Origin of the sequence: Kitasatospora sp. NPDC002551 (assembly GCF_040296005.1) — a bacterium.
GTDB lineage: Bacteria > Actinomycetota > Actinomycetes > Streptomycetales > Streptomycetaceae > Kitasatospora.
On sequence record NZ_JBEOWI010000048.1, the window covers coordinates 44,729 to 66,472 of the forward strand.

A 21,744-nucleotide genomic window follows, 5' to 3' on the forward strand; every position below is an offset into this window, starting at 1 on the left:
GGCGTTCGCCGGCGGCGATAACCCCTCGGAGGGCGCCGGACCTTTGTGGCATGCTCGCCTCCATGCAGCAGACCTCGGTGAGTCCCGTCTTCGTCGGCCGCGACCCGGAGCTCACCGACCTGACGGACGCGCTGCACCGCGCCGGGCGCGGCGAGCCGCAGACCGTGCTGATCGGCGGCGAGGCGGGCGTCGGCAAGACCCGGCTGCTGGAGGAGTTCCTGCGGATGGCGGACGCCCAGGGCGTGCTCACCACCGACGGGGGCTGCCTGGAGGTCGGCGCCGAGGGGCTGCCGTACGCGCCGCTGGCCACCGCGCTGCGCCGGCTGCACCGCTGCCTGGGCACCGGGCTGGAGACCGCCGCCGCCGGGATGGAGGGCCATCTCGCCCGGCTGCTGCCCGACATCGGCGAGGCCGACGGCGAACCCAACGACGAGTACGGCCGGGCCCGGCTGTTCGAGCACACCGCGAGGCTGTTCGAACGGCTCGGCACGGACCGTACTTTCGTGCTCGCCGTCGAGGACCTGCACTGGTCCGACCGCTCCACCCGGGAGCTGTTCGCCTACCTGGTCCGCACCCTGCACCGGGCCCGGGTCCTGCTGGTCGCCACCTACCGCAGCGACGACCTGCACCGCCGCCACCCGCTGCGGCCCTTCCTGGCCGAGCTGGAGCGGCTGCGCACCGTGCGCCGGATCGAGCTGGAGCGCTTCGGCCCCGGCGAGGTGGCCGCCCAGCTGGCCGGCATCCTCGGCACCGCCACTCCCGACCGGCAGCTGGTCGAGCGCATCCACCGCCGCTCCGAGGGCAACCCGTTCTTCGTCGAGGAGCTGGCCACCGCCCTGCGGGAGGGCTGCTCGACCGGGCTGACCGACTCCCTGCGGGACATCCTGCTGGTCCGGGTCGAGGCGCTGGACGAGGAGACCCAGCGGGTGCTGCGGATCGCCGCCGAGGGCGGCTCGCTCGTCGAACACGCCCTGCTCGCCGCCGTCCTGGAGGACGAGGAGCAGCTGATCGCCTCGCTGCGCGCCGCCGTCGGCGCCAACATCCTGCGCCCGGACCCCGACGGCGACGGCTACCGGTTCCGGCACGCCCTGGTCCGCGAGGCCGTCTCGGACGACCTGCTGCCCGGCGAACGGCACCGGATCAACCGCCGGTTCGCCGAGGCCCTGGAGGCCGAGCCGCAGCTGGTCGGCGCGGACGTCCGGCCGGCCCGGCTGGCCAACTACTGGTACCACGCGCACGACCCGGCCCGGGCCCTGCCGACCGCGCTGGACGCCGCCCGCGCCGCCCGTCGCCGCAACGCCTTCGCCGAGCAACTGCGCATGCTGGAGCGGGCCCTGGAACTGTGGGACGAGGTGCCCGCCGAGCAGCTGGCCGGCACCCTGCGCCCGTACGACTGGGCCGAGACCTATCCGCCCTGCTCCTGCGACGACGACCGGCACGGCGAGGACTGTCACCGGCTCTGCCTGATCGACGTGCTCGCCGAGGCGGTGGTCGCGGCCCGCCGCAGCGGTGACCGGGAGCGCGGGCTGAGCCTGGCCAAGCGGGCGCTCAAGCTCGTCGACGAGACCGAGCACCCGGCCCGCGCCGCCTGGTTCCGGATCAACCGCGCCCGGATGCTCGGACACCTGCGCCGCTCCGGTGACGAGGAGGAGATCGCCTACGCGCACCGGCTGGTCGAGCACCTGCCGCCGTCCGCGGTGCAGGCCGAGGTGTTCGCCCTCGGGGCCGGCGCCGGCATGCTCGCCAACCCCCGCCCCGAGCTGGTGGTGCTCGCCGAGCGGGCCGCCCGGATCGCCCGTGAGGTGGGTGCGCACGCGGTCGAGCAGCACGCCCTGATGACCCTCGGCGGGCTGCGCAACGACCTGGACGCCGACCCGGAGGCGGCGGTGGCCCAGCTGACCGCGGCGGTGGCGGCCACCCGCCGGCTCGGCGCCACGGACCTGCTGCTGCGCGGCCTCAACAACCTCTCCTCGCTGCTGCGCGGCCTCGGCCGGGCCGAGCAGGCCGCGGAACTGGCCCGCGAGGGGCTGGACTCGGCCCGCCGCAACGGCCTGCAGCGCAACATCGGCACCATCCTGACCGGGAACCTCGCCGAGGCGCTGATCGACCTCGGGCGGATCGGCGAGGCCGAACAGGTGCTCGCCGAGGGCGACCTGACCAGCCCGACCGGCACCCACGCCGAGTTCCTGGACCGCCTGCGCGGGGAGCTGGCCCTGCTGCGCGGCGACCTGGCCGGCGCCGCCGCGCTGCTCGCCCAGGCCCGGGCGGCCAACCGGGTCGGCCAGATCCAGCACTCGGTGCCGATCAGCCGGCTCGCGGTGCGCACCGCCGCCCTGGCCGGCCGGCCGCTGGAGGCCCGCGCCGAACTGCTCGCCGCCCTGGCGGGGGAGTTCCCCTGCGGCTACCTGGCCGACTTCTTCCCGCTGCTGGTCGACGGCGCGGGGGCCGAGGCGGACAGCCGGGGCCTGCCGGAGGCCGAGGCGGGCCGGGCCGCGGTGCTGGCCAGGATCGTCGAGGTGGCGGCCGGGCTGACCCCGACGGTACCGCTGCACCACGGCTGGGCCCGGCTGCTGGAGGGCGAACTGGCCCGGGCCGAGGGGGCGGACACCCCGGCGCACTGGGCCGCCGCGATCGAGTGGCTGCGCCCGACCGGGCTGCCGTACCCGCTGGCGCTCGCCCTGCTGCGGGCGGGCGAGGCCGAGGTGCTGGCCGGACGGCGCGAGGCGGGGGTGGAACTGCTGCGCGAGGCCCGGGAACTGGCGTCCGTCCGGGGCGACGCCGGGCTGCGCGCCGAGGTGGACGCGCTGGCCGAGCGGGCGGGCCTGGCCCTCGTCGCGGGCCGTCCCGCCCCCGCCGCGGGGGCGCCGGCCGGGGACTCCTTCGGCCTCACCCCCCGTGAGCGGGACGTGCTCCGATTGCTCGCGCGGGGGCGCACCAACCGGCAGATCGCCGAGGAGTTGTACATCTCGCCGAAGACGGCGAGCGTGCACGTCTCCAACATCCTGGGCAAGCTCGCGGTCGCCGGCCGGGGCGAAGCCGCCGCGCTGGCCCACCGTCTGCGGCTGTTCCCCGAGGATCTGGCCCCGGCCGGCCGCTGAGCGCCCGCCGCCCGCCGGCCGGCCGCGTGGCGCCGCGGGGCCGGCCGCCGCGCCGCCGGTCCGGCCGGCGCCGCCCGGGCGCCGCCCCGTGCTCCCGTGCGCGCCGCGTGAGCCCCCGCCCGCGCGCCCCCGCCAACCGGCCCGTTCCGGTGGAATCGGGCGCAATTCCCCACCTCAAGGCCATTACTCTAAGTTGAGTGTGCGTGTCATTGAGTGACCGAAGTGGTGTAGGGTCCCGAGCGGGAACATCGGTGTGGCGGGACGGCCGGCAGGCCCCCCGCCCCCTGGGCCACCGCCCCGACGGGGCGCCAGGTCACCGCGTACGGCCACCAGGCGCGCGGCCGGTGGTCCGTGACCGGGGCGCGAGGTCCCGGGCCGGAGGGGGAGAGGCCGAGTGAGCTCCACCGACGCGGTGCTGCCCGGAGCCGGACGGCCGCAGGCGCCGGACACCGACCTGCTCGCGGGCGGACCGCCGCCCGTGGCCGGTCCGCCCGCCGACACCCCGCGCCCGCCGGGCCCCTTCCCGCGCGGCCCGTCCCGCCCCGCCGACCGCGTACCCGCCCCGCCGTCCGGCGGCGGCAGACCCGGGCCGCTCCGCCGCGCGCTCTACAGCCGCAAGCTGCCCGGAGCCGTCCTCGGAGTGCTCTGCCTGGCCTACGTCCTCGGCGCGGCGCTCGGCTGGGGATCGCGCCAAGTGGCGGTTTTCATGGGCGACTTCGGCCTGGCCGCGGCCGCCCTCGCCGCCGCGCTCTCCTGTCTCGCGTACGGCTGCACGGTCGGCGGCCACGCCCGCCCGGCCTGGCTGCTGTTCGGCCTCTCCTCGCTCATGGTCGCCTTCGGCAACGGCACCTGGGGCTGGTACGAGCTGGTCGAACGCAAGCCGCTGCCGCCCGACTCGCTCGCCGAGTACGCCTTCCTGCTGTTCGCCCCGCTCGCCATCACCGGCGTCCTGGTGCTCGCCCAGCGCCCGCGCACCGCCGCCGGCTGGCTCTGCCTGCTGCTCGACGGCTGGCTGGTGGCCGGCTCGCTGTTCACCCTCAGCTGGAGCCTCGCGCTCGGCCGCACCGCCGCCGGCGAGGCCGGCTCCCCGCTGCGGCTGGCCCTCAACCTGGCCTACCCGGTGCTGGACATCCTGCTGGTCTCGCTGGTCGTCGGCCTGCGCTTCGGAGGCCGGGACGGCAACCGGGCGGCCGTCCACACCGCCATGGTCGGCCTCGCCGTCACCGTGCTCTGCGACGCCCTGTTCACCTCGCCCGAACTGCGCAGCAGCTACCACTCCGGCGAACTGCTGGACGCCGGCTGGTTCGCGGGCAGCCTGCTGCTCGCCTGGGCGCCGTGGTCCCCGCGCTGGCGCCGCCCGCTGCGCGAGCACCCCGCGCTCGGCGGCCTGCCGCGCCGCCGGGTCGCCACCACCTTCAGCGCGCTCACCCCGTACGCGGCCGCCGCCGTCTGCACCGCCGGGATCCTCTACAACGCCCTCGGCGGGCGCTCGCTGGACCGGGTGGTGGCCGCCGCGGCCTGCACCGTCGGCCTCGCGCTGATCCTGCGCCAGGGCATCATGCTGCTCGACAACCTCTCGCTGGCCCAGGAACTCGCCCACAAGGAGGCGCACTTCCGCTCCCTGGTGCAGGGCTCCAGCGACGTCATCATGATCGCCGGCGCCAACGGCGTGCTCTCCTACGTCTCCCCGGCCGCGCTCGGCGTCTACGGGCGCGACCCGGAGGAACTGGTCGGCGGCAACCTGCTGGACCTCATCCACCCCGAGGACGTCGACCGGGTGCTGCTGGAAGTCCGCCGCTTCCTGGCCCGCGGCCGGCTGGCCGCCCACCGCGACCCGGGCGCCGAACCGCTGCCCGCCGCCCGGGTGGAGTGCCGGATCGGCTCCGGCGCCGGCGAGTGGCTGCACGTCGAGTCGACCGTCGACCGGTACCGCGACGGCCTCATCCTGAACAGCCGCGACGTCACCGAACGGGTCATGCTGCAGGCCCAGTTGCAGCACAACGCCTTCCACGACCCGCTCACCGACCTGCCCAACCGGGCGCTGTTCACCCAGCGGCTGCGGGCGGCCCTGGCCGCCCGCGGCCCGCAGGAGGAGGCCGGCACCGGGGTCGCCGTGCTCTTCCTCGACCTGGACGGCTTCAAGGCGGTCAACGACTCCGCCGGCCACCAGGTCGGCGACGAACTGCTGGTCCAGGCCGCCCGCCGGCTCCAGGCCGCCGTCCGCTGCGGCGACACCGTGGCCCGGTTCGGCGGCGACGAGTTCGCCGCCCTGGTCTGCGGCCCGCTCGGCCGCCTCCAGGTCCAGGAGCTCGCCGAACGGCTGCGCACCGCGCTCTCCGAGCCGTACTGGATCGGCGGCAGTGAGCTCAGCGTCGCCGCCAGCATCGGCATCGCCTTCGGCAGCCCCGAACGCGGCCCCGCCGCCGACCCGCGCGCCGCCGCCGACGAGCTGATGCGCAACGCCGACCTCGCGATGTACCGCGCCAAGTCCGAGGGCAAGGGCCGGGTGATGCTCTACACCCCCGCCATGCGCGCCGACCTGGAGCGCCGTACCGAACTGGACGAGCGGCTGCGGGCGGCCGTCCGGGAGGGCGGCTTCGCGCTGCTCCACCAGCCCGTGGTGGACCTCGCGAGCGGCGCGGTCACCGCCGTCGAGGCGCAGGCCCGCTGGCGCTCCGCGCAGGGGCTGCTGCTCACCCCCGCCGAGTTCCTGCGCTCCACCGAACACGGCGACGCCGCCGCCCGGTTCTCCCGCTGGCTGGTCCGCGAGGCGGTCTCCGCCGCCGCCCTGCGCCGAGGCATGCCCGCCCGCGGCCGCCCCGCCCCGCCGCCGGTCCCGGTGTCCGTCCGGCTCTCCGCCGAACGGCTCTGCGCGCCCGGCCTGTACGAGACGGTCGCCGCCGCGCTGCGCGACAGCGGGCTGCCCGGCGGCCAACTGATCGTCGAGGTGGCCCGGATGGGCCCGGACGAGTTCGCCGACGAACTCGGCCGCCGGCTCGCCGCGCTGCGCCGGCTCGGCGTCTCCACCGCGCTGGCCGGCTTCGGGGCCGGCGGCGGCTCGCTCGGCGCGCTCGCCCGGCTGCCCTTCGACGGCCTGAAGCTGGACCGCTCGCTGGTGCACGACCTGGGCGACTCCGCGCTCGCCCGCACGCTCGCCGGGCACGCCCTGCGGCTCGGCCGGGACCTCGGCCTGGTCACCGGCGCCGAGGGCGTCGACCTGCCGCGACAGGTGGCCGTGCTGCAGGAGTTGGGCTGCCGCCAGGTGCAGGGCTCGGCCTTCTCCGCGCCACTGGACGAGACCAGGCTGCGGCGCGCCCTGGCCCGCCGCGCCTACCCCGTGCCGCGACCGCCCGGCCCGCCGCCGGCCCGGCGAGCCTATCCGGCCGCGGACACCCGGACGAGTGGGCGCGCCGAGGCCGGGCAGGGACGTGTCGCAGCTCACCACAACCCCTCCGACCTGCCCGAACACCAGGCCGTGAGCGGTCCGGGAGCGGGTCCGCATGGCGAGACGGTCGTCCCACCTGCTTGACAGCCGGGCCTTGACGGGAGGAAGGTCGTTGCCATGCGCACCCGAATTCTCGTACTTGGCGGGCGCGTCGGCTGAGCGGGCCATGCCCCGCTTGTGACAGACCGACGCGCCACCCCTCGCATGCCCTTGGGCACGAGGGGTTTTTTGTTGCACTGACGCCGTTCCACCACTGCAATACCCCTGGCCCCGTGGCCCCTCGAAAGGGACGATTGGGGCAGAGCCGGCGATCGGCCCGCAAGCGGGACCCCATCCCTCGACCCCGGGGCCCGCAACCTCCGGGCCGGCCAGAACCGAGAAGAGACAGGCAGATGACTGAGCACGCCGCAGCCCCCCGCCGCGGGGACACCCCGGCCGCCCACGCTCCCGCTCCGCAGCACGTCGTCGAGACCATGACCGGCGCGCAGTCGCTCATCCGCTCGCTGGAGGCCGTCGGCGCGGACACCGTCTTCGGCATCCCCGGCGGGGCCATCCTTCCCGCGTACGACCCGCTGATGGACTCCACCAAGGTGCGCCACATCCTGGTCCGTCACGAGCAGGGCGCCGGCCACGCCGCCACCGGGTACGCGCAGGCCACCGGCCGGGTCGGCGTCTGCATGGCGACCTCGGGCCCGGGCGCGACCAACCTGGTCACCCCGATCGCCGACGCGTACATGGACTCGGTGCCGATCGTCGCGATCACCGGCCAGGTCTCCTCCCAGGCGATCGGCACGGACGCCTTCCAGGAGGCGGACATCTGCGGCATCACGATGCCGATCACCAAGCACAACTACCTGGTCACCGACCCGGCCGAGATCCCCCGGGTGATCGCCGAGGCGTTCCACATCGCCGCCACCGGCCGCCCGGGCCCGGTCCTGGTCGACATCGCCAAGGACGCCCTGCAGGCCACCACCACCTTCCGCTGGCCGGTCGAGACCTCGCTGCCCGGCTACCGCCCGGTGACCAAGCCGCACGCCAAGCAGATCCGCGAGGCCGCGAAGATGCTGGTCACCGCCAAGCGCCCGGTGCTGTACGTCGGCGGCGGCGTCATCAAGGCCGGCGCCACGGCCGAGCTGCGGATCCTCGCCGAGCTGACCGGCGCCCCGGTGGTCACCACCCTGATGGCGCTCGGCGCGTTCCCGGACAGCCACCCGCAGCACCTGGGCATGCCCGGCATGCACGGCTCCGTCCCGGCCGTCACCGCGCTGCAGAAGGCGGACCTGCTCTTCACCCTCGGCGCCCGCTTCGACGACCGGGTCACCGGCAAGCTGGACAGCTTCGCGCCGTACGCCAAGGTCGTCCACGCCGACATCGACCCGGCCGAGATCGGCAAGAACCGCCCGGCCGACGTGCCGATCGTCGGCGACGCCCGCGAGGTGCTGGCCGACCTGATCGTCGCGGTCCAGGCCGAGTTCGACGCCGGCCACAAGGGCGACTACAGCGACTGGTGGGAGCGGCTCGACGAGTGGAAGCGGACCTACCCGCTGGGCTACGACCCCGCGGCGGGCGGCCAGCTCTCCCCGCAGCAGGTCATCGAGCGGATCGGCCGGCTGGTCGGCCCGGACGCCATCTACGCGGCGGGCGTCGGCCAGCACCAGATGTGGAGCTCGCAGTTCATCCGCTTCGAGAAGCCGGGCACCTGGCTCAACTCCGGCGGCGCCGGGACCATGGGCTACGCCGTGCCGGCCGCGATGGGCGCCAAGGCGGGCCGCCCGGACGCCGCGGTCTGGGCGATCGACGGCGACGGCTGCTTCCAGATGACCAACCAGGAGCTGGTCACCTGCGCCCTGAACGGCATCCCGATCAAGGTCGCGGTCATCAACAACGGTTCGCTGGGCATGGTCCGGCAGTGGCAGACGCTGTTCTACAACCAGCGCTACTCCAACACCGTGCTGCACGCGGGCCCCGGCCACGACGGCATCGAGCCGCCCGCCCAGGGCACCCGGATCCCCGACTTCGTCCTGCTCGCCGAGGCGATGGGCTGCGTCGGCCTGCGCTGCGAGCGCCCCGAGGACCTCGACGCGGTGATCGAGCAGGCGATGGCGATCGACGACCGCCCGGTGGTCATCGACTTCATCGTCCACCAGGACGCCATGGTCTGGCCGATGGTCGCGGCCGGCACCAGCAACGACGAGATCCAGTTCGCCCGCGGGGTGCGCCCCGACTTCGGCGACGACCTCGACTGAGCCCCTTCCGGAACGACCAAGGGAACCCACGCCCCATGTCCAAGCACACCCTCTCCGTCCTGGTCGAGAACAAGCCCGGCGTGCTCGCCCGGATCGCCGCGCTGTTCTCCCGTCGGGGCTTCAACATCGACTCCCTCGCCGTCGGCCCCACCGAGCATCCGGACGTGTCCCGGATGACCATCGTGGTCAACGTCGAGGACCTCCCGCTGGAACAGGTCACCAAGCAGCTCAACAAGCTCGTCAACGTGATAAAGATCGTCGAACTCGACCAGTCCGCTGCGATCCAGCGGGAACTGGTCCTGGTGAAGGTCCGCGCCGACAACGAGACCCGGTCGCAGATCGTCGAGATCGTCCAGCTGTTCCGCGCCAAGACGGTCGACGTGTCCCCGGACGCGGTGACCATCGAGGCCACCGGCAGCTCGGACAAGCTGGAGGCCATGCTCCGGATGCTGGAGCCTTACGGCATCAAGGAGTTGGTCCAGTCCGGCCTGGTCGCCATCGGACGCGGCGCCCGTTCGATCACGGACCGCTCGCTGCGCGCCCTCGACCGCAGCGCCTAGCAGCCGCCGCCCACCCGTCGCCCACCACCGCCCTTCCAACGGCGCGCTGGTGCGCGGCACCCCTTTCCGAATCACCGCTCCACCCCTTCACCGGGTCCGCATACGGTAGGAACCGACGCAGACCCAGGCAAACCACTCGCAAGGAGATGTGCCCCCGTGGCCGAGCTGTTCTACGAAGACGACGCCGACCTGTCCATCATCCAGGGCCGCAAGGTCGCGGTCATCGGCTACGGCAGCCAGGGCCACGCCCACGCGCTGTCCCTGCGCGACTCGGGCGCGGACGTCCGGGTCGGCCTGAAGCCGGAGTCCAAGTCCCGCCAGAAGGCCGAGGAGGCCGGCCTGCGCGTGGTCACCCCCGCCGAGGCCGCGGCCGAGGCCGACGTCATCATGATCCTGGTCCCGGACCCGATCCAGGCCGACGTCTACGAGGCGGACATCGCCCCGCACCTGAAGGCCGGCGACGCCCTGTTCTTCGGCCACGGCCTGAACATCCGCTTCGGCTTCATCAAGCCGCCGGCCGACGTCGACGTCTGCATGGTCGCCCCGAAGGGCCCGGGCCACCTGGTCCGCCGCCAGTACGAGGAGGGCCGCGGCGTCCCGGCGATCGTCGCCGTCGAGCAGGACGCCTCCGGCAAGGCCTTCGACCTGGCGCTGTCCTACGCCAAGGGCCTGGGTGCCACCAAGGCCGGCGTCATCAAGACCACCTTCACCGAGGAGACCGAGACCGACCTGTTCGGTGAGCAGGCCGTCCTCTGCGGTGGCACCGCCGCCCTGGTGAAGGCCGGTTTCGAGACCCTGGTCGAGGCCGGCTACCAGCCGGAGATCGCCTACTTCGAGTGCCTGCACGAGCTGAAGCTCATCGTCGACCTGATGTACGAGGGCGGCCTGGAGAAGATGCGCTGGTCGGTCTCCGAGACCGCCGAGTGGGGCGACTACGTCACCGGCCCGCGGATCATCACCGACGCCACCAAGGCCGAGATGAAGAAGGTCCTCGCCGAGATCCAGGACGGCACCTTCGCCAACACCTGGATCGCCGAGTACAAGGCCGGTCTGCCCAAGTACAACGAGTACAAGAAGGCCGACGAGGACCACCTGCTGGAGACCACCGGCAAGAAGCTGCGCAAGCTGATGAGCTGGGTCAAGGAAGAGGCCTGATCCACGCCGGGCGCGCGGAATCGGACCCTCTCGATTTTGTAACGCCCTTGTACAACTAGGCTGCTCCCGTCCGGGTGATTTCGCCGGACGGGAGCAGCCCGGTACCCAGCCCGTCGATACACTTCCGAGTGCGCGTCAGGCCCACAGCGTCGTGCGTCTACCTACGCGGCATGCCACCTTCCCCCGCCCTCCACGCCACCTTCGTGCCCGGGGGAACCGGACAGTTAAGGACCACTGTCGTGAGCAAATCCGTAGTTCTGATCGCCGAAGAGCTCTCGCCCGCCACGGTCGACGCCCTTGGCCCCGACTTCGAGATCCGCCACTGCAACGGCGCGGACCGCACCGAACTGCTGACCGCCATCGCGGACGTCGACGCCGTCCTGATCCGCTCCGCCACCAAGGTCGACGCCGAGGCGCTGGCCGCCGCCCGCAGGCTCAAGGTCGTCGCCCGGGCCGGCGTCGGCCTCGACAACGTCGACGTCTCCGCCGCCACCAAGGCCGGCGTCATGGTCGTGAACGCCCCGACCTCCAACATCGTCACCGCCGCCGAGCTGGCCTGCGGCCTGCTGATCTCCGTCGCCCGCAACATCGCGCCGGCCAACGCCGCGCTCAAGGGCGGCGAGTGGAAGCGCAACAAGTACACCGGCGTCGAGCTGAGCGAGAAGACCCTCGGTGTGGTCGGCCTCGGCCGGATCGGCGTGCTGGTCGCCCAGCGGATGTCCGCGTTCGGCATGAAGATCGTCGCGTACGACCCCTACATCCAGGCCGCCCGCGCCGCGCAGATGGGCGTCAAGCTGGTCTCGCTGGAGGAGCTGCTGGAGGTCTCGGACTTCATCACCGTCCACCTCCCGAAGACCCCGGAGACCATCGGCCTGATCGGCGACGAGGCGCTGCACAAGGTCAAGCCGTCGGTCCGGATCGTCAACGCCGCCCGCGGCGGCATCGTCGACGAGGACGCGCTGCTCAGTGCCCTGCGCGACGGCCGGGTGGCCGGCGCCGGCCTGGACGTGTACGCCAAGGAGCCGTGCACCGACTCCCCGCTGTTCGCCCTCGACAACGTGGTGGCCACCCCGCACCTGGGCGCCTCGACCGACGAGGCCCAGGAGAAGGCCGGCATCGCCGTCGCCCGCTCGGTGCGCCTGGCGCTGGCCGGCGAGCTGGTGCCGGACGCGGTCAACGTCCAGGGCGGCGTGATCGCCGAGGACGTCCGCCCGGGCCTGCCGCTGGCCGAGAAGCTCGGCCGGATCTTCACCGCGCTGGCCGGCGAGGTGGCCGTGCGGCTCGACGTCGAGGTGCGCGGCGAGATCACCCAGCACGACGTCAAGGTGCTCGAACTGTCCGCGCTCAAGGGCGTGTTCGAGGACGTCGTGGCGGAGACGGTGTCCTACGTCAACGCCCCGCTGTTCGCCCAGGAGCGCGGCGTCGAGGTCCGGCTGACCACCTCCAGCGAGAGCCCCGAGCACCGCAACGTCATCACCGTGCGCGGCACCCTCGCGAACGGTGAGGAGATCGCCATCTCCGGCACGCTGGCCGGCCCCAAGCAGGTCCAGAAGATCGTCGGCGTGGACGCCTTCGACGTGGACGTGGCGCTCACCGACCACATGGCCTTCTTCAAGTACGAGGACCGCCCGGGCGTGGTCGGCGTCCTCGGCCGCCACCTCGGCGACGCCGGCATCAACATCGCCGGCATGCAGGTCGCCCGCGACGGCAGCGGCGCGCTGGCCTCCCTCACGGTGGACAGCGAGATCCCGCAGGAGGTGCTGTCGGCCATCGCCGCCGAGATCGGCGCCCGCTTCGCCCGCTCGGTCGACCTGGGCGCCTGACCGCCCCGCAAGGCCCCTGACCAGGGCCCGGACCGCCGTCCCCACGGCGGTCCGGGCCTTTGGGCGTGTCGGACATTTGCGTTCCTCCGGGTGACGGCCGTCTCAGATAGTAGGAAATCCAAGTATTCGTGCAGACACCGCCGGGCCGGGGCCGTACGGTGGTGGAAGCCGTACGGTGCGCCGCCCCTGTAGCCAGGGTGAGCGGCCCGTGCGTGCGCGTACGCCCGATGGGCAGGCGACCCCCGCCCGGTGTACCCCTCCCTCCTCCCCAACCGCCGCGTCCGTTCCCACGGCGCGTATCGCACCAAGGAGCCCCGGTATGCCCCCGACTGCCGACCGCCACGCCGCTTCCGCCCCCGCGACCCCGCAGACCCGCGTCCCGCGCCGCCGCCGGGCCGCCGAGCGGAACCCCTTCGCCGCCGCCGCGCTCCAGCGGGCGCTGGACCGCCGCGACAACGGCGGCGTGACCGGCCACCACTGACCGGTCGCCGCCGGGCCGCCGCGCACGGTGGCGTTCATCCGCCGAATGGGCCGAACGGGCTGACGGAGCATCACCCTGAAGGGTGCAACTTGCCACCGTTCGGGGGAGGTTGCTCGCCCCGACCGGCGCGATATTCCTAATTTGGGGCCCCCGGAAGGGTGATCGACGGCCGCACGGGCGGGCGTCAGCGGCACGGTATGCGGATCAGTTCCCCCGGCCGGGGGGAGAGGACCCCATGCGTCGTCCCACCGTCCGCCGACCGCGCGCCCGGATCGGCCTGGCCCTGGCCCTGGCCCTGCTGGCCGGGCCGGCGCTGCTCGCCGGCGCCGCCCCGGCCGCCGGGAGCCCGCCGGCGGCCCCGGCCGCCCGGGCCGCCGGCACGCCCGTCCCCGTCCTGCTGGAACTCGCCACCGAGCCCGTCGCCCCCGTCTGGCGGCGGGCCGGCGACGAGGCCCGGAGCCGGCGGAGCTCCCCGGAGGCCGCCCACCGGGAGGCCGCCCGGGCCGGCGCCGCCCAGCGGGCCCGCGCCTCCGCGGCGCTGGACCGGCTGGCCGACGCCGTCCACGGCGCCGTGCCCGCCGCCCGGGAGCTCTACCGCACCCGCACCCTGGTCACCGGCCTCGCGGTGAGCGCGCCGGCCGGCCGGCTGCCCGCGCTGCGCACCCTGCCCGGGGTCGCGGCCGTGCACCCGATCGTCCGCAAACGGCGCGACAACGCCCACTCGGTGCCGGTCACCGGCGCGCCCGCGGTCTGGGCGGGCGGCTCCTCCGACGGCGGGGCGGCCGGCACCACCGGGCAGGGCGTGCGGATCGGTGTCGCCGACAGCGGCATCGACTACACCCACGCCGACTTCGGCGGCCCCGGCACCGAGGAGGCGTTCCGGTCCGTCGACGGCGCAAAGCCCGCGCCCGCGGGGCTGTTCCCCAGCGCGAAGGTGGTGGGCGGGCGCGACCTGGTCGGCGACGACTACCAGCCCGACCCGGGCGCCCCGCACTACCAGCCCGACCCGCACCCCGACGACAACCCGATCGACTGCGGCCTCAACGGCCACGGCACCCATGTCGCCGGCACCGCCGCCGGCCTCGGCGTCACCGCCGACGGGCAGCCCTACCGCGGCCCCTACCGGCCCGGCCTGGACCCGGCCGGCTTCCGGGTCGGCCCCGGCGCCGCGCCCGGTGCCCAGCTGTACGCGATCCGGGTCTTCGGCTGCGACGGCTCCACCGACCAGCTCGGCCAGGCCCTCGACCTGGCCGCCGACCCGGACGGCGACGGTGACCCGAGCGACCGGCTGGACGTCCTCAACCTCTCGCTCGGCAGCCGCTTCGGCGCCACCGACGACGCCGACGCCCTGGCCGTCGACCGGCTCGCCGCGCTCGGCACCGTGGTGGTCGCCGCCGCGGGCAACGAGGGCGACGTCTACGGCATCGGCGGCAGCCCCGGCACCGCCGCCCGGGCGGTCGCCGTCGCCGCCTCCGTCGACCCGCACGGCGACGCCGACGGCATCACCGTGCTCGACCCGCCCGCGCTCGCCGGCGCCGTCCCCGCCCACTGGAGCGCCCGCTACCGGGACTGGTCCACCGCCGACGTGACCGGCGAACTCACGCTGCCCGCCGACCAGTCGGACGGCTGCGAGGCCTTCTCCGAGGCCGACCGGCAGCGGCTCGCCGGGCGGATCGCGGTGCTCGCCTGGAGCACCCGCGAGTCCGAGCGCGCCTGCGGCTCGGGCCCGCGCGCCGACCACGTCGCCGAGGCGGGCGCGATCGGCGCCCTGCTGGCCGCCGACGACGACCACCTCGCCGAGATCGCCGGCAACGACCGGGTGCCGCTCGCCCTGCTCGGCCGCGCCGACGGCGAACGGCTGCGCGCGGGCGCCGCCGCCGGTCCGGTCCGGGTCCGCCTCGCCGCCCCCGGCAACCCGCTGCACGGCGCCGTCGCCCAGGACCAGCCGCAGCGGCTGGACACCCTCACCGACTTCACCTCGCGCGGCATCGGCGTGCCCGGTGTCGTCAAGCCGGACCTCGCTGCCCCCGGCGAGACCATCTGGTCCGCCCTGGTCGGCAGCGGCGCCGGCGGCCAGCGCGAGGACGGCACCTCGATGGCCACCCCGCACGTCGCCGGGCTGGCCGCGCTGGTCCGCGCCGCGCACCCGGACTGGACCGTCGAGCAGGTCAAGGCCGCGCTGATGAACACCGCCGGGGACACCTGGCTCGGCGACGGCGCCACCGGCCCGGTCTACGGACCCGAGCGCACCGGCGCCGGCCGGGCCGCCGTGGACCGCGCCGTGCGCACCCCGGCCGTCGCCTACGCGGCGGGGGAGGGGGCGGTCGAGGGCGCCGTCGGCGTTTCCTTCGGCCCGGTCGCCGTCACCGGGCCGCTCGCCCTGGTCCGAGAGGTGGAGGTGCGCAACCTCTCCGCCGCCCCGGTCGCCTACCGCACCGGCTACGCGGCGGCCACCGATGCGCCCGGCGCCCGCTTCGAGCTCGCGCCCGACCGGGTCGAGGTCCCGCCCGGCGGCGCCGCGCGGGTGCGGGTCACCCTGCGGGTGCCCGGCGCGCTCGGCCGTGCCCCCGACCCGACGATCGCCACCCTCCAGGGCGGCCGGGCCCGCAGCTACCGCGGCGAGCTCTCCGGCCGGCTGCTGCTCACCCCGGACGACCCGGACGACCCGGCCGCCCCGGGGCTGCGGGTGCCGCTGTTCGCCGCGCCGCGGGCGGCCTCCGACCTGGCCGCCACCACCCCGGTCCGCACCGCCCGGGGCGGCGCGCTGGTCGCCCTGACCGGCACCGACGCCCCCGGCGGCGCGCCCGGTCTGATCAGCGCCCTCGCGCTCGGCGGGGAGGGCGACCGCTGGCCCGACTGCCCGCCGGACAGCGGGGCGGCGGTCGGCCCCGGAGCGGGCGTCGTCCCGGAGGGCAGCACCGAGGAGGCCGAGCACCTCCAGGACCTCTGCGTCGAACGCCCCGGCGACCGGGCCGCCAACCTGCGCGCCGCCGGCGCCGCCACCGACGCGCCCGCCGTCGCCGGCGACCCGCTCGCCGAGGGCCGGCTCTACCTCGGCACCCGGGTGTGGGCCCCGGCCGCCACCCCGGTCGGGGTGTTCGCCGTCCGGGCCTCGCTGGACACCGACGGGGACGGCGCGACCGACGTGGTGGTCAAGGCCGACCGGCAGCGCGGCAGCGACGTCCTGGTGGCCCGCGCCCTGGACGCCCGCACCGGCGCCGAGCTGGACGTCCAGCCGCTGAACGCCCGCTGGGGCGACACCGACACCGCGCTGCTGGACTCCGACAGCGTGGTCCTGCCGGTCCGCCTGTCCGCCCTGCCGGGGATCGCCCCCGGCCGCAGCACCGTCCACTACGCGCTGTGGACCGGCCTCGCCGGCCCCGGGACGCCCGACCCGGCCGAGGCCTTCTCCGCGATCGGCCTGCACGGCACCCGGCCGACCCTCCCGATCGACGTCCTGCACCCCGCCCTCGACGTCCGCACCGGCCCCGGCGGCCCCACCGCCCTCGCCGCCCCCATCCACCCCGCCACCGTCCTCGACATCCACCGCACCGACCCCGCCCCCGCCCGCCTGCTCCTCCTCCACCACCTCAACCCGGAGGCCCACCGCGGCCAGGTCCTGCGCCTGCCGTAGCACGTGCCGAGGGGCGTGCACGGATCTGCGCACGCCCCTCGTGAGGGTGAAGAAGCGGGGGATCGGTCCGAGTAGCCTGAGAACGGCCACGAGGATGCCCGTACGGGAGGAACCATGAGCGTCGCGCCGTACCCCGACTGGATCAGGCCCCCGGCCGAGGGGTACACGGCCGAGGACCTCGACCGGTTGCCGGATCTCCCGCCGCACACCGAGTTGCTCGACGGGAGCCTGATCTTCGTGAGCCCGCAGCCCCTCTTCCACATGCGTACGCTGCGCAGGCTGGAGCGAGCACTGGAGACCGCCGTCCCGGACGGTTGGCAGGTGTGGCGGGAGATGACGATCCGGCTGAACCTGCGCAACCGTCCCGAACCGGATCTCATCGTCGTGAACGAGCACGCGGACCCGGGGCCCGACGGAACCTACTGCGACGCCCAGGACGTCCTGCTCGCCATCGAGATCGTGTCCACGGAGTCCGGGGAACGCGACCGTGAGGTCAAGCCGCGCAAGTACGCCGCCGCCGGTATCGCGCACTTCTGGCGGGTGGAGGGGGACGAGCACGGGCAGGCGATCGTCCACACCTACGAGATCGACCCGGCGACCGGGCTCTACGGGCTGACCGGGATCCACCACAAGCAGCTGAAGCTGGACCGTCCCTTCCCGGTCGACATCGATCTCACCTGATCCGGCCCCCGGTGCCGTTGTCCGGATAGTGGACGTGGGATGTCAGGCTGTGGGACACCGGAGTAGCCTCCGAGCATGTCTCGCACGATTCGTCTCGCAGTCGTCCCCGGTGACGGTATCGGCCAGGAAGTGGTGGCCGAGGGCCTCAAGGTGCTGGGGGCGGTGCTTCCCGCCGATGTGAAGCTGGAGACCACCGAGTTCGACCTCGGGGCCCGGCGCTACCACCGCACCGGTGAGACGCTCCCGGACAGCGTCCTGGCGGAGCTCAAGGCCCACGACGCGATCCTGCTCGGCGCCATCGGCGACCCGAGCGTGCCGTCCGGAGTCCTGGAGCGCGGGCTGCTGCTCAAGCTGCGGTTCGCCTTCGACCACCACATCAACCTGCGCCCCGGCAGGCTCTTCCCCGGGGTGAAGTCCCCGCTGGCCGGCGACCCGCAGATCGACTTCGTGGTCGTCCGCGAGGGCACCGAGGGCCCGTACGTCGGCAACGGCGGCACGCTGCGCACCGGGACCGAGCACGAGGTGGCGACCGAGGTCAGCCTCAACACCGCGTACGGCATCGAGCGCGTGGTGCGCGACGCCTACCGGCGGGCCCAGGCCCGCCCGCGCAAGAAGCTGACCCTGGTGCACAAGAACAACGTGCTGGTGCACGCCGGTCACCTGTGGACCCGGATCTTCGAGCAGGTCGGCCGGGAGTTCCCCGAGGTCACCACCGACTACCTGCACGTCGACGCGGCGACCATCTTCTTCGTCACCCAGCCCGAGCGGTTCGACGTCATCGTGACCGACAACCTGTTCGGCGACATCCTGACCGACCTGGCCGCCGCCGTCACCGGTGGGATCGGCCTGGCCGCCAGCGGCAACATCAACCCGAGCGGTGCCTTCCCGTCGATGTTCGAGCCCGTGCACGGCTCGGCGCCGGACATCGCCGGCCAGGGCAAGGCCGACCCGACCGCCACCGTGCTGTCGGTCGCCATGCTGCTCGAGCACCTCGGGTACCCCGCCGAGGCCGCCCGGATCGAGGACGCGGTCGCCGCGGACCTCGCCGAGCGCACCGGGGCCCGCACCACCGCCCAGGTCGGCGACGCGCTCGCCGCCCGAGTATCCGCCTAGGAGGCCGGAACCCGACAAACGGCGTTCCGGTCCCCGCGGGCCGGACCCCATAACGGCAGCTTGCGGATCTCCAAGGAGTCCGCGGCTGTTCGGCACGGCCCTCTGGATGCGAGTATCGACAGTGGGTCGTGCCGCCGTGCGTCCGTTCCGTCCGAGATGGGTGGAACGTCCACCGGCGGGGCGGCCCGGACCAACCCCACGGTGAAGGACACACAGCCATGAGCACGCCCACCCAGGCGCCCATCACGTTCGACCTCAAGCCCTCCGCGCACCCGCTGTCCCCGGCGGAGCGCGAGGCCCGGCTGGCCAACCCGGGCTTCGGGCGCGTGTTCACCGACCACATGGTCACCATCCGCTGGACGGAGGGCGTGGGCTGGCACGACGCCCAGCTGGCGCCCTACGCGCCGATCGAGATGGACCCGGCCAACATGACCCTCCACTACGGCCAGGCGATCTTCGAGGGCCTCAAGGCCTACCGCCAGGCCGACGGTTCGATCGCGACCTTCCGCCCGGAGGCCAACGCCCGTCGCCTGCAGGCCTCCGCCCGCCGCCTGGCGATGCCGGAGCTGCCGGTCGAGACCTTCGTCGAGGCCGTCGAGCTGCTCATCCAGCAGGAGCAGGCCTGGGTCCCGAACGAGCCGGAGCAGAGCCTCTACCTGCGCCCGTTCATGTTCGCCACCGAGGTCGGCCTGGGCGTCCGCCCGGCCAACTCCTACCTCTTCATGATCATCGCCTCGCCGGCCGGCGCCTACTTCCCCGGTGGCGTCAAGCCGGTCTCGGTCTGGCTCTCCGAGGACTACGTCCGCGCCGCTCCGGGGGGCACCGGCGCCGCCAAGTGCGCCGGCAACTACGCCGCCTCGCTGGTCGCCCAGGCCGAGGCCGCCGCCAAGGGCTGCGACCAGGTGGTCTGGCTCGACGCCGCCGAGCACCGGTGGATCGAGGAGATGGGCGGCATGAACCTGTACTTCGTCTTCGGCGAGGGCGAGGACGCCAGGATCGTCACCCCCGAGCTGTCCGGCGCCCTGCTGCCCGGCATCACCCGCGACTCGCTGCTCCAGCTCGCCGCCGACCTCGGCTACGCCGTCGAGGAGCGGAAGATCTCCACCGACGAGTGGAAGCGGGGCAACGCCGACGGCACCCTCACCGAGGTCTTCGCCTGCGGCACCGCCGCCGTCATCACCCCGGTCGGCTCGGTGAAGTCCCGCGGCGGCGACTGGACCGTCGGCGCCGGCGAGCCCGGCCCGGTCACCATGGAGCTGCGCCGCGCCCTCCTCGCCATCCAGGGCGGCCAGGCCCCCGACACCCACGGCTGGCTGCACAAGATCGCCTGACGCCGCCCGCCGCCGCCCCCGAGGCCCGCCCGGCCCGCCCGTCCCGGATGGCGAGACGGGCGGGCCGCGGTGCGGATGATGTGCCTACACTGCGAACGTGTCCTCGCTGTCGCTGATGATTAGCAGCAGGCGCGCCGGTCCGCAGTGACCGCCCACCGCACCACCCGATGCGGGGCGACCACCAGCGTCCAGACCCGCGCGCAGACCTCTCGCACCCGCGAGGGGTCTTTTTGTTTACCCCGGACCGGCCGGAGCCCCCACAAGGGGCCGAGGGACACCGGGTGCGCGCGGGATGCTGGACAGTGGAGCCGGATCAGAACCGGCAGAGCAGTAACCGACCTCCCGGAACGGAGAACCCAGGGTCATGACCCAGGCGACCAACCTCCCCGACGACGCGTTCCACGTCTTCGACACCACCCTGCGCGACGGCGCCCAGCGCGAGGGCATCAACCTCACGGTGGCCGACAAGCTCGCCATCGCCCGGCACCTGGACGAGTTCGGCGTCGGCTTCATCGAGGGCGGCTGGCCCGGTGCCAACCCCCGGGACACCGAGTTCTTCGCCCGCGCCGCCGAGGAGCTGGACCTGCGGCACGCCCGGCTGGTCGCCTTCGGCGCCACCCGCCGGGCCGGCGGCCGCGCCGCCGAAGACCCGCAGCTGGCCGCGCTGGTGAACTCCGGCGCGCCCGTGATCACCCTGGTCGCCAAGGCCCACGACCGGCACGTCGAACTGGCGCTGCGCACCACCCTGGAGGAGAACCTGGAGATGGTCCGCGACAGCGTCGCGTACCTGCGGGCCCAGGGCCGCCGGGTCTTCATCGACTGCGAGCACTTCTTCGACGGCTACCGGGCCAACCGCGCGTACGCGCTCGCCGTGGTCCGCGCCGCCCACGAGGCCGGCGCCGACGTGGTGGTGCTCTGCGACACCAACGGCGGGATGCTGCCGTCGGGCGTGCGCGAGACCGTCGCCGACGTCCTCGCCGAGACCGGCGCCCGGCTCGGCATCCACGCCCAGGACGACACCGGCTGCGCGGTGGCCAACACCCTGGCCGCGGTGGACGCCGGCGCCACCCACGTGCAGTGCACCGCCAACGGCTACGGCGAGCGGGTCGGCAACGCCAACCTCTTCCCGGTGGTCGGCGCGCTGGAGCTCAAGTACGACCGCCGGGTGCTGCCGCCCGGCAGCCTCGCCGAGATGACCCGGATCTCGCACGCGATCGCCGAGCTGGTCAACCTCACCCCCTCCACCCACCAGCCCTACGTCGGCTTCTCCGCCTTCGCCCACAAGGCCGGCCTGCACGCCTCGGCGATCAAGGTCGACCCGGACCTCTACCAGCACATCGACCCGGAGACGGTCGGCAACACCATGCGGATGCTGGTCTCCGACATGGCCGGCCGCGCCTCCGTCGAGCTCAAGGGCAAGGAGCTGGGCTACGACCTCTCCGCCGACCGGGACCTGGCCGGCCGGGTGGTCGCCAAGGTCAAGGAGCAGGAGAACCTCGGCTACACCTACGAGTCCGCCGACGCCTCCTTCGAGCTGCTGCTGCGCGACGAGGTGCGCGGCCGCCGCGAGCGCTTCTTCACCCTGGAGTCCTGGCGGACGATCAGCGAGCAGGGCCCGGGCGGCACCGCGGGCAACGAGGCGACGGTCAAGCTCTGGGCCAAGGGCGAGCGGATGATCGCCACCGGCGAGGGCAACGGCCCGGTCGACGCGCTGGACCGGGCGCTGCGCACCGCGCTGGAGCGGATCTACCCGCAGCTGGCCAAGCTGGAGCTGGTGGACTACAAGGTCCGCATCCTGGAGGGCCAGCACGGCACCGGCTCCAAGACCCGGGTGCTGATCGACACCGCCGACGGCACCGCGACCTGGTCCACGGTCGGGGTGGCCGACAACGTGGTGGCCGCCTCCTGGCTGGCGCTGGAGGACGCCTACACCCACGGCCTGCTGCGGGCCGGCCTGGAGCCGGACGCCGAGTAGCGGACCCGCCGCACCGCCGGGTGGCGGAGGCAGGACGGCGCGGCCCGTGGACCGGAGGGTCCGCGGGCCGCGCCGTGCGTCGTCGGGCAGTGCCCCCGGCTCACCGCAGCCGGGCGAGGAGGGCGTGTTCGACGAGGGTGATGAGGGCGCTCTTGGCGCTGTCGCGGCGTCGGGCGTCGAGGGTGATGACGGGGGTGTCGCT

General features: G+C 74.3%; 12 protein-coding genes and 1 pseudogene. 12 read left to right on the plus strand and 1 reads right to left on the minus strand.

The features are described 5' to 3' along the window. The first annotated feature begins 50 nt into the window (after positions 1-50). The 12 genes from ABT093_RS31200 to cimA all read left to right on the plus strand — a co-directional run bounded on the left by ABT093_RS31200 (position 51) and on the right by cimA (position 21,542). Positions 51-3,098 carry a helix-turn-helix transcriptional regulator gene (locus ABT093_RS31200; protein ID WP_350570148.1) on the plus strand — a complete coding sequence of 1,016 codons (3,048 nt, stop codon included), beginning with the start codon at positions 51-53 and terminating at the stop codon, positions 3,096-3,098. Positions 3,099-3,717: 619 nt separating this feature from the next. Further along, positions 3,718-6,627, plus strand: a complete 2,910-nt coding sequence (locus ABT093_RS31205; RefSeq protein ID WP_350570165.1) for a putative bifunctional diguanylate cyclase/phosphodiesterase — start codon at positions 3,718-3,720, stop codon at positions 6,625-6,627. A gap of 308 nt (positions 6,628-6,935) precedes the next feature. Beyond that, positions 6,936-8,789 (plus strand): acetolactate synthase large subunit, encoded by a 1,854-nt coding sequence (locus ABT093_RS31210; protein WP_350570149.1) that lies wholly within the window; start codon positions 6,936-6,938, stop codon positions 8,787-8,789. A 35-nt stretch (positions 8,790-8,824) separates the two neighbouring features. Continuing rightward, positions 8,825-9,349 carry an acetolactate synthase small subunit gene (gene ilvN, locus ABT093_RS31215; protein ID WP_030302941.1) on the plus strand — a complete coding sequence of 175 codons (525 nt, stop codon included), beginning with the start codon at positions 8,825-8,827 and terminating at the stop codon, positions 9,347-9,349. A gap of 156 nt (positions 9,350-9,505) precedes the next feature. Next, complete coding sequence (gene ilvC / locus ABT093_RS31220) at positions 9,506-10,504, plus strand: ketol-acid reductoisomerase (protein ID WP_350550163.1); 999 nt, start codon at positions 9,506-9,508, stop codon at positions 10,502-10,504. 239 nt (positions 10,505-10,743) lie between these two features. Next, positions 10,744-12,327 (plus strand): phosphoglycerate dehydrogenase, encoded by a 1,584-nt coding sequence (gene serA / locus ABT093_RS31225; protein WP_350570151.1) that lies wholly within the window; start codon positions 10,744-10,746, stop codon positions 12,325-12,327. Positions 12,328-12,646: 319 nt separating this feature from the next. Beyond that, on the plus strand, positions 12,647-12,808 hold the full coding sequence (locus ABT093_RS31230) for a hypothetical protein (protein ID WP_350570152.1): 162 nt from the start codon (positions 12,647-12,649) through the stop codon (positions 12,806-12,808). Positions 12,809-13,043: 235 nt separating this feature from the next. Continuing rightward, positions 13,044-16,442 carry a S8 family serine peptidase gene (locus ABT093_RS31235; protein ID WP_350570154.1) on the plus strand — a complete coding sequence of 1,133 codons (3,399 nt, stop codon included), beginning with the start codon at positions 13,044-13,046 and terminating at the stop codon, positions 16,440-16,442. Between the two features lie 114 nt (positions 16,443-16,556). Beyond that, the gene (locus ABT093_RS31240; RefSeq protein ID WP_350570155.1) at positions 16,557-17,123 is read left to right on the plus strand and encodes a Uma2 family endonuclease; all 567 of its coding nucleotides are present in this window, start codon (positions 16,557-16,559) and stop codon (positions 17,121-17,123) included. A 75-nt stretch (positions 17,124-17,198) separates the two neighbouring features. After that, positions 17,199-18,236, plus strand: a complete 1,038-nt coding sequence (locus tag ABT093_RS31245) for a 3-isopropylmalate dehydrogenase (protein ID WP_350570156.1) — start codon at positions 17,199-17,201, stop codon at positions 18,234-18,236. Between the two features lie 218 nt (positions 18,237-18,454). Further along, positions 18,455-19,567 carry a branched-chain amino acid aminotransferase gene (locus ABT093_RS31250; RefSeq protein ID WP_350570157.1) on the plus strand — a complete coding sequence of 371 codons (1,113 nt, stop codon included), beginning with the start codon at positions 18,455-18,457 and terminating at the stop codon, positions 19,565-19,567. Between the two features lie 364 nt (positions 19,568-19,931). Next, complete coding sequence (gene cimA, locus ABT093_RS31255; RefSeq protein ID WP_350570158.1) at positions 19,932-21,542, plus strand: citramalate synthase; 1,611 nt, start codon at positions 19,932-19,934, stop codon at positions 21,540-21,542. 100 nt (positions 21,543-21,642) lie between these two features. Here cimA and ABT093_RS31260 read toward each other — a convergent pair. Further along, positions 21,643-21,744 (minus strand): annotated as a pseudogene (locus ABT093_RS31260) (ATP-binding protein); the annotation flags it as partial.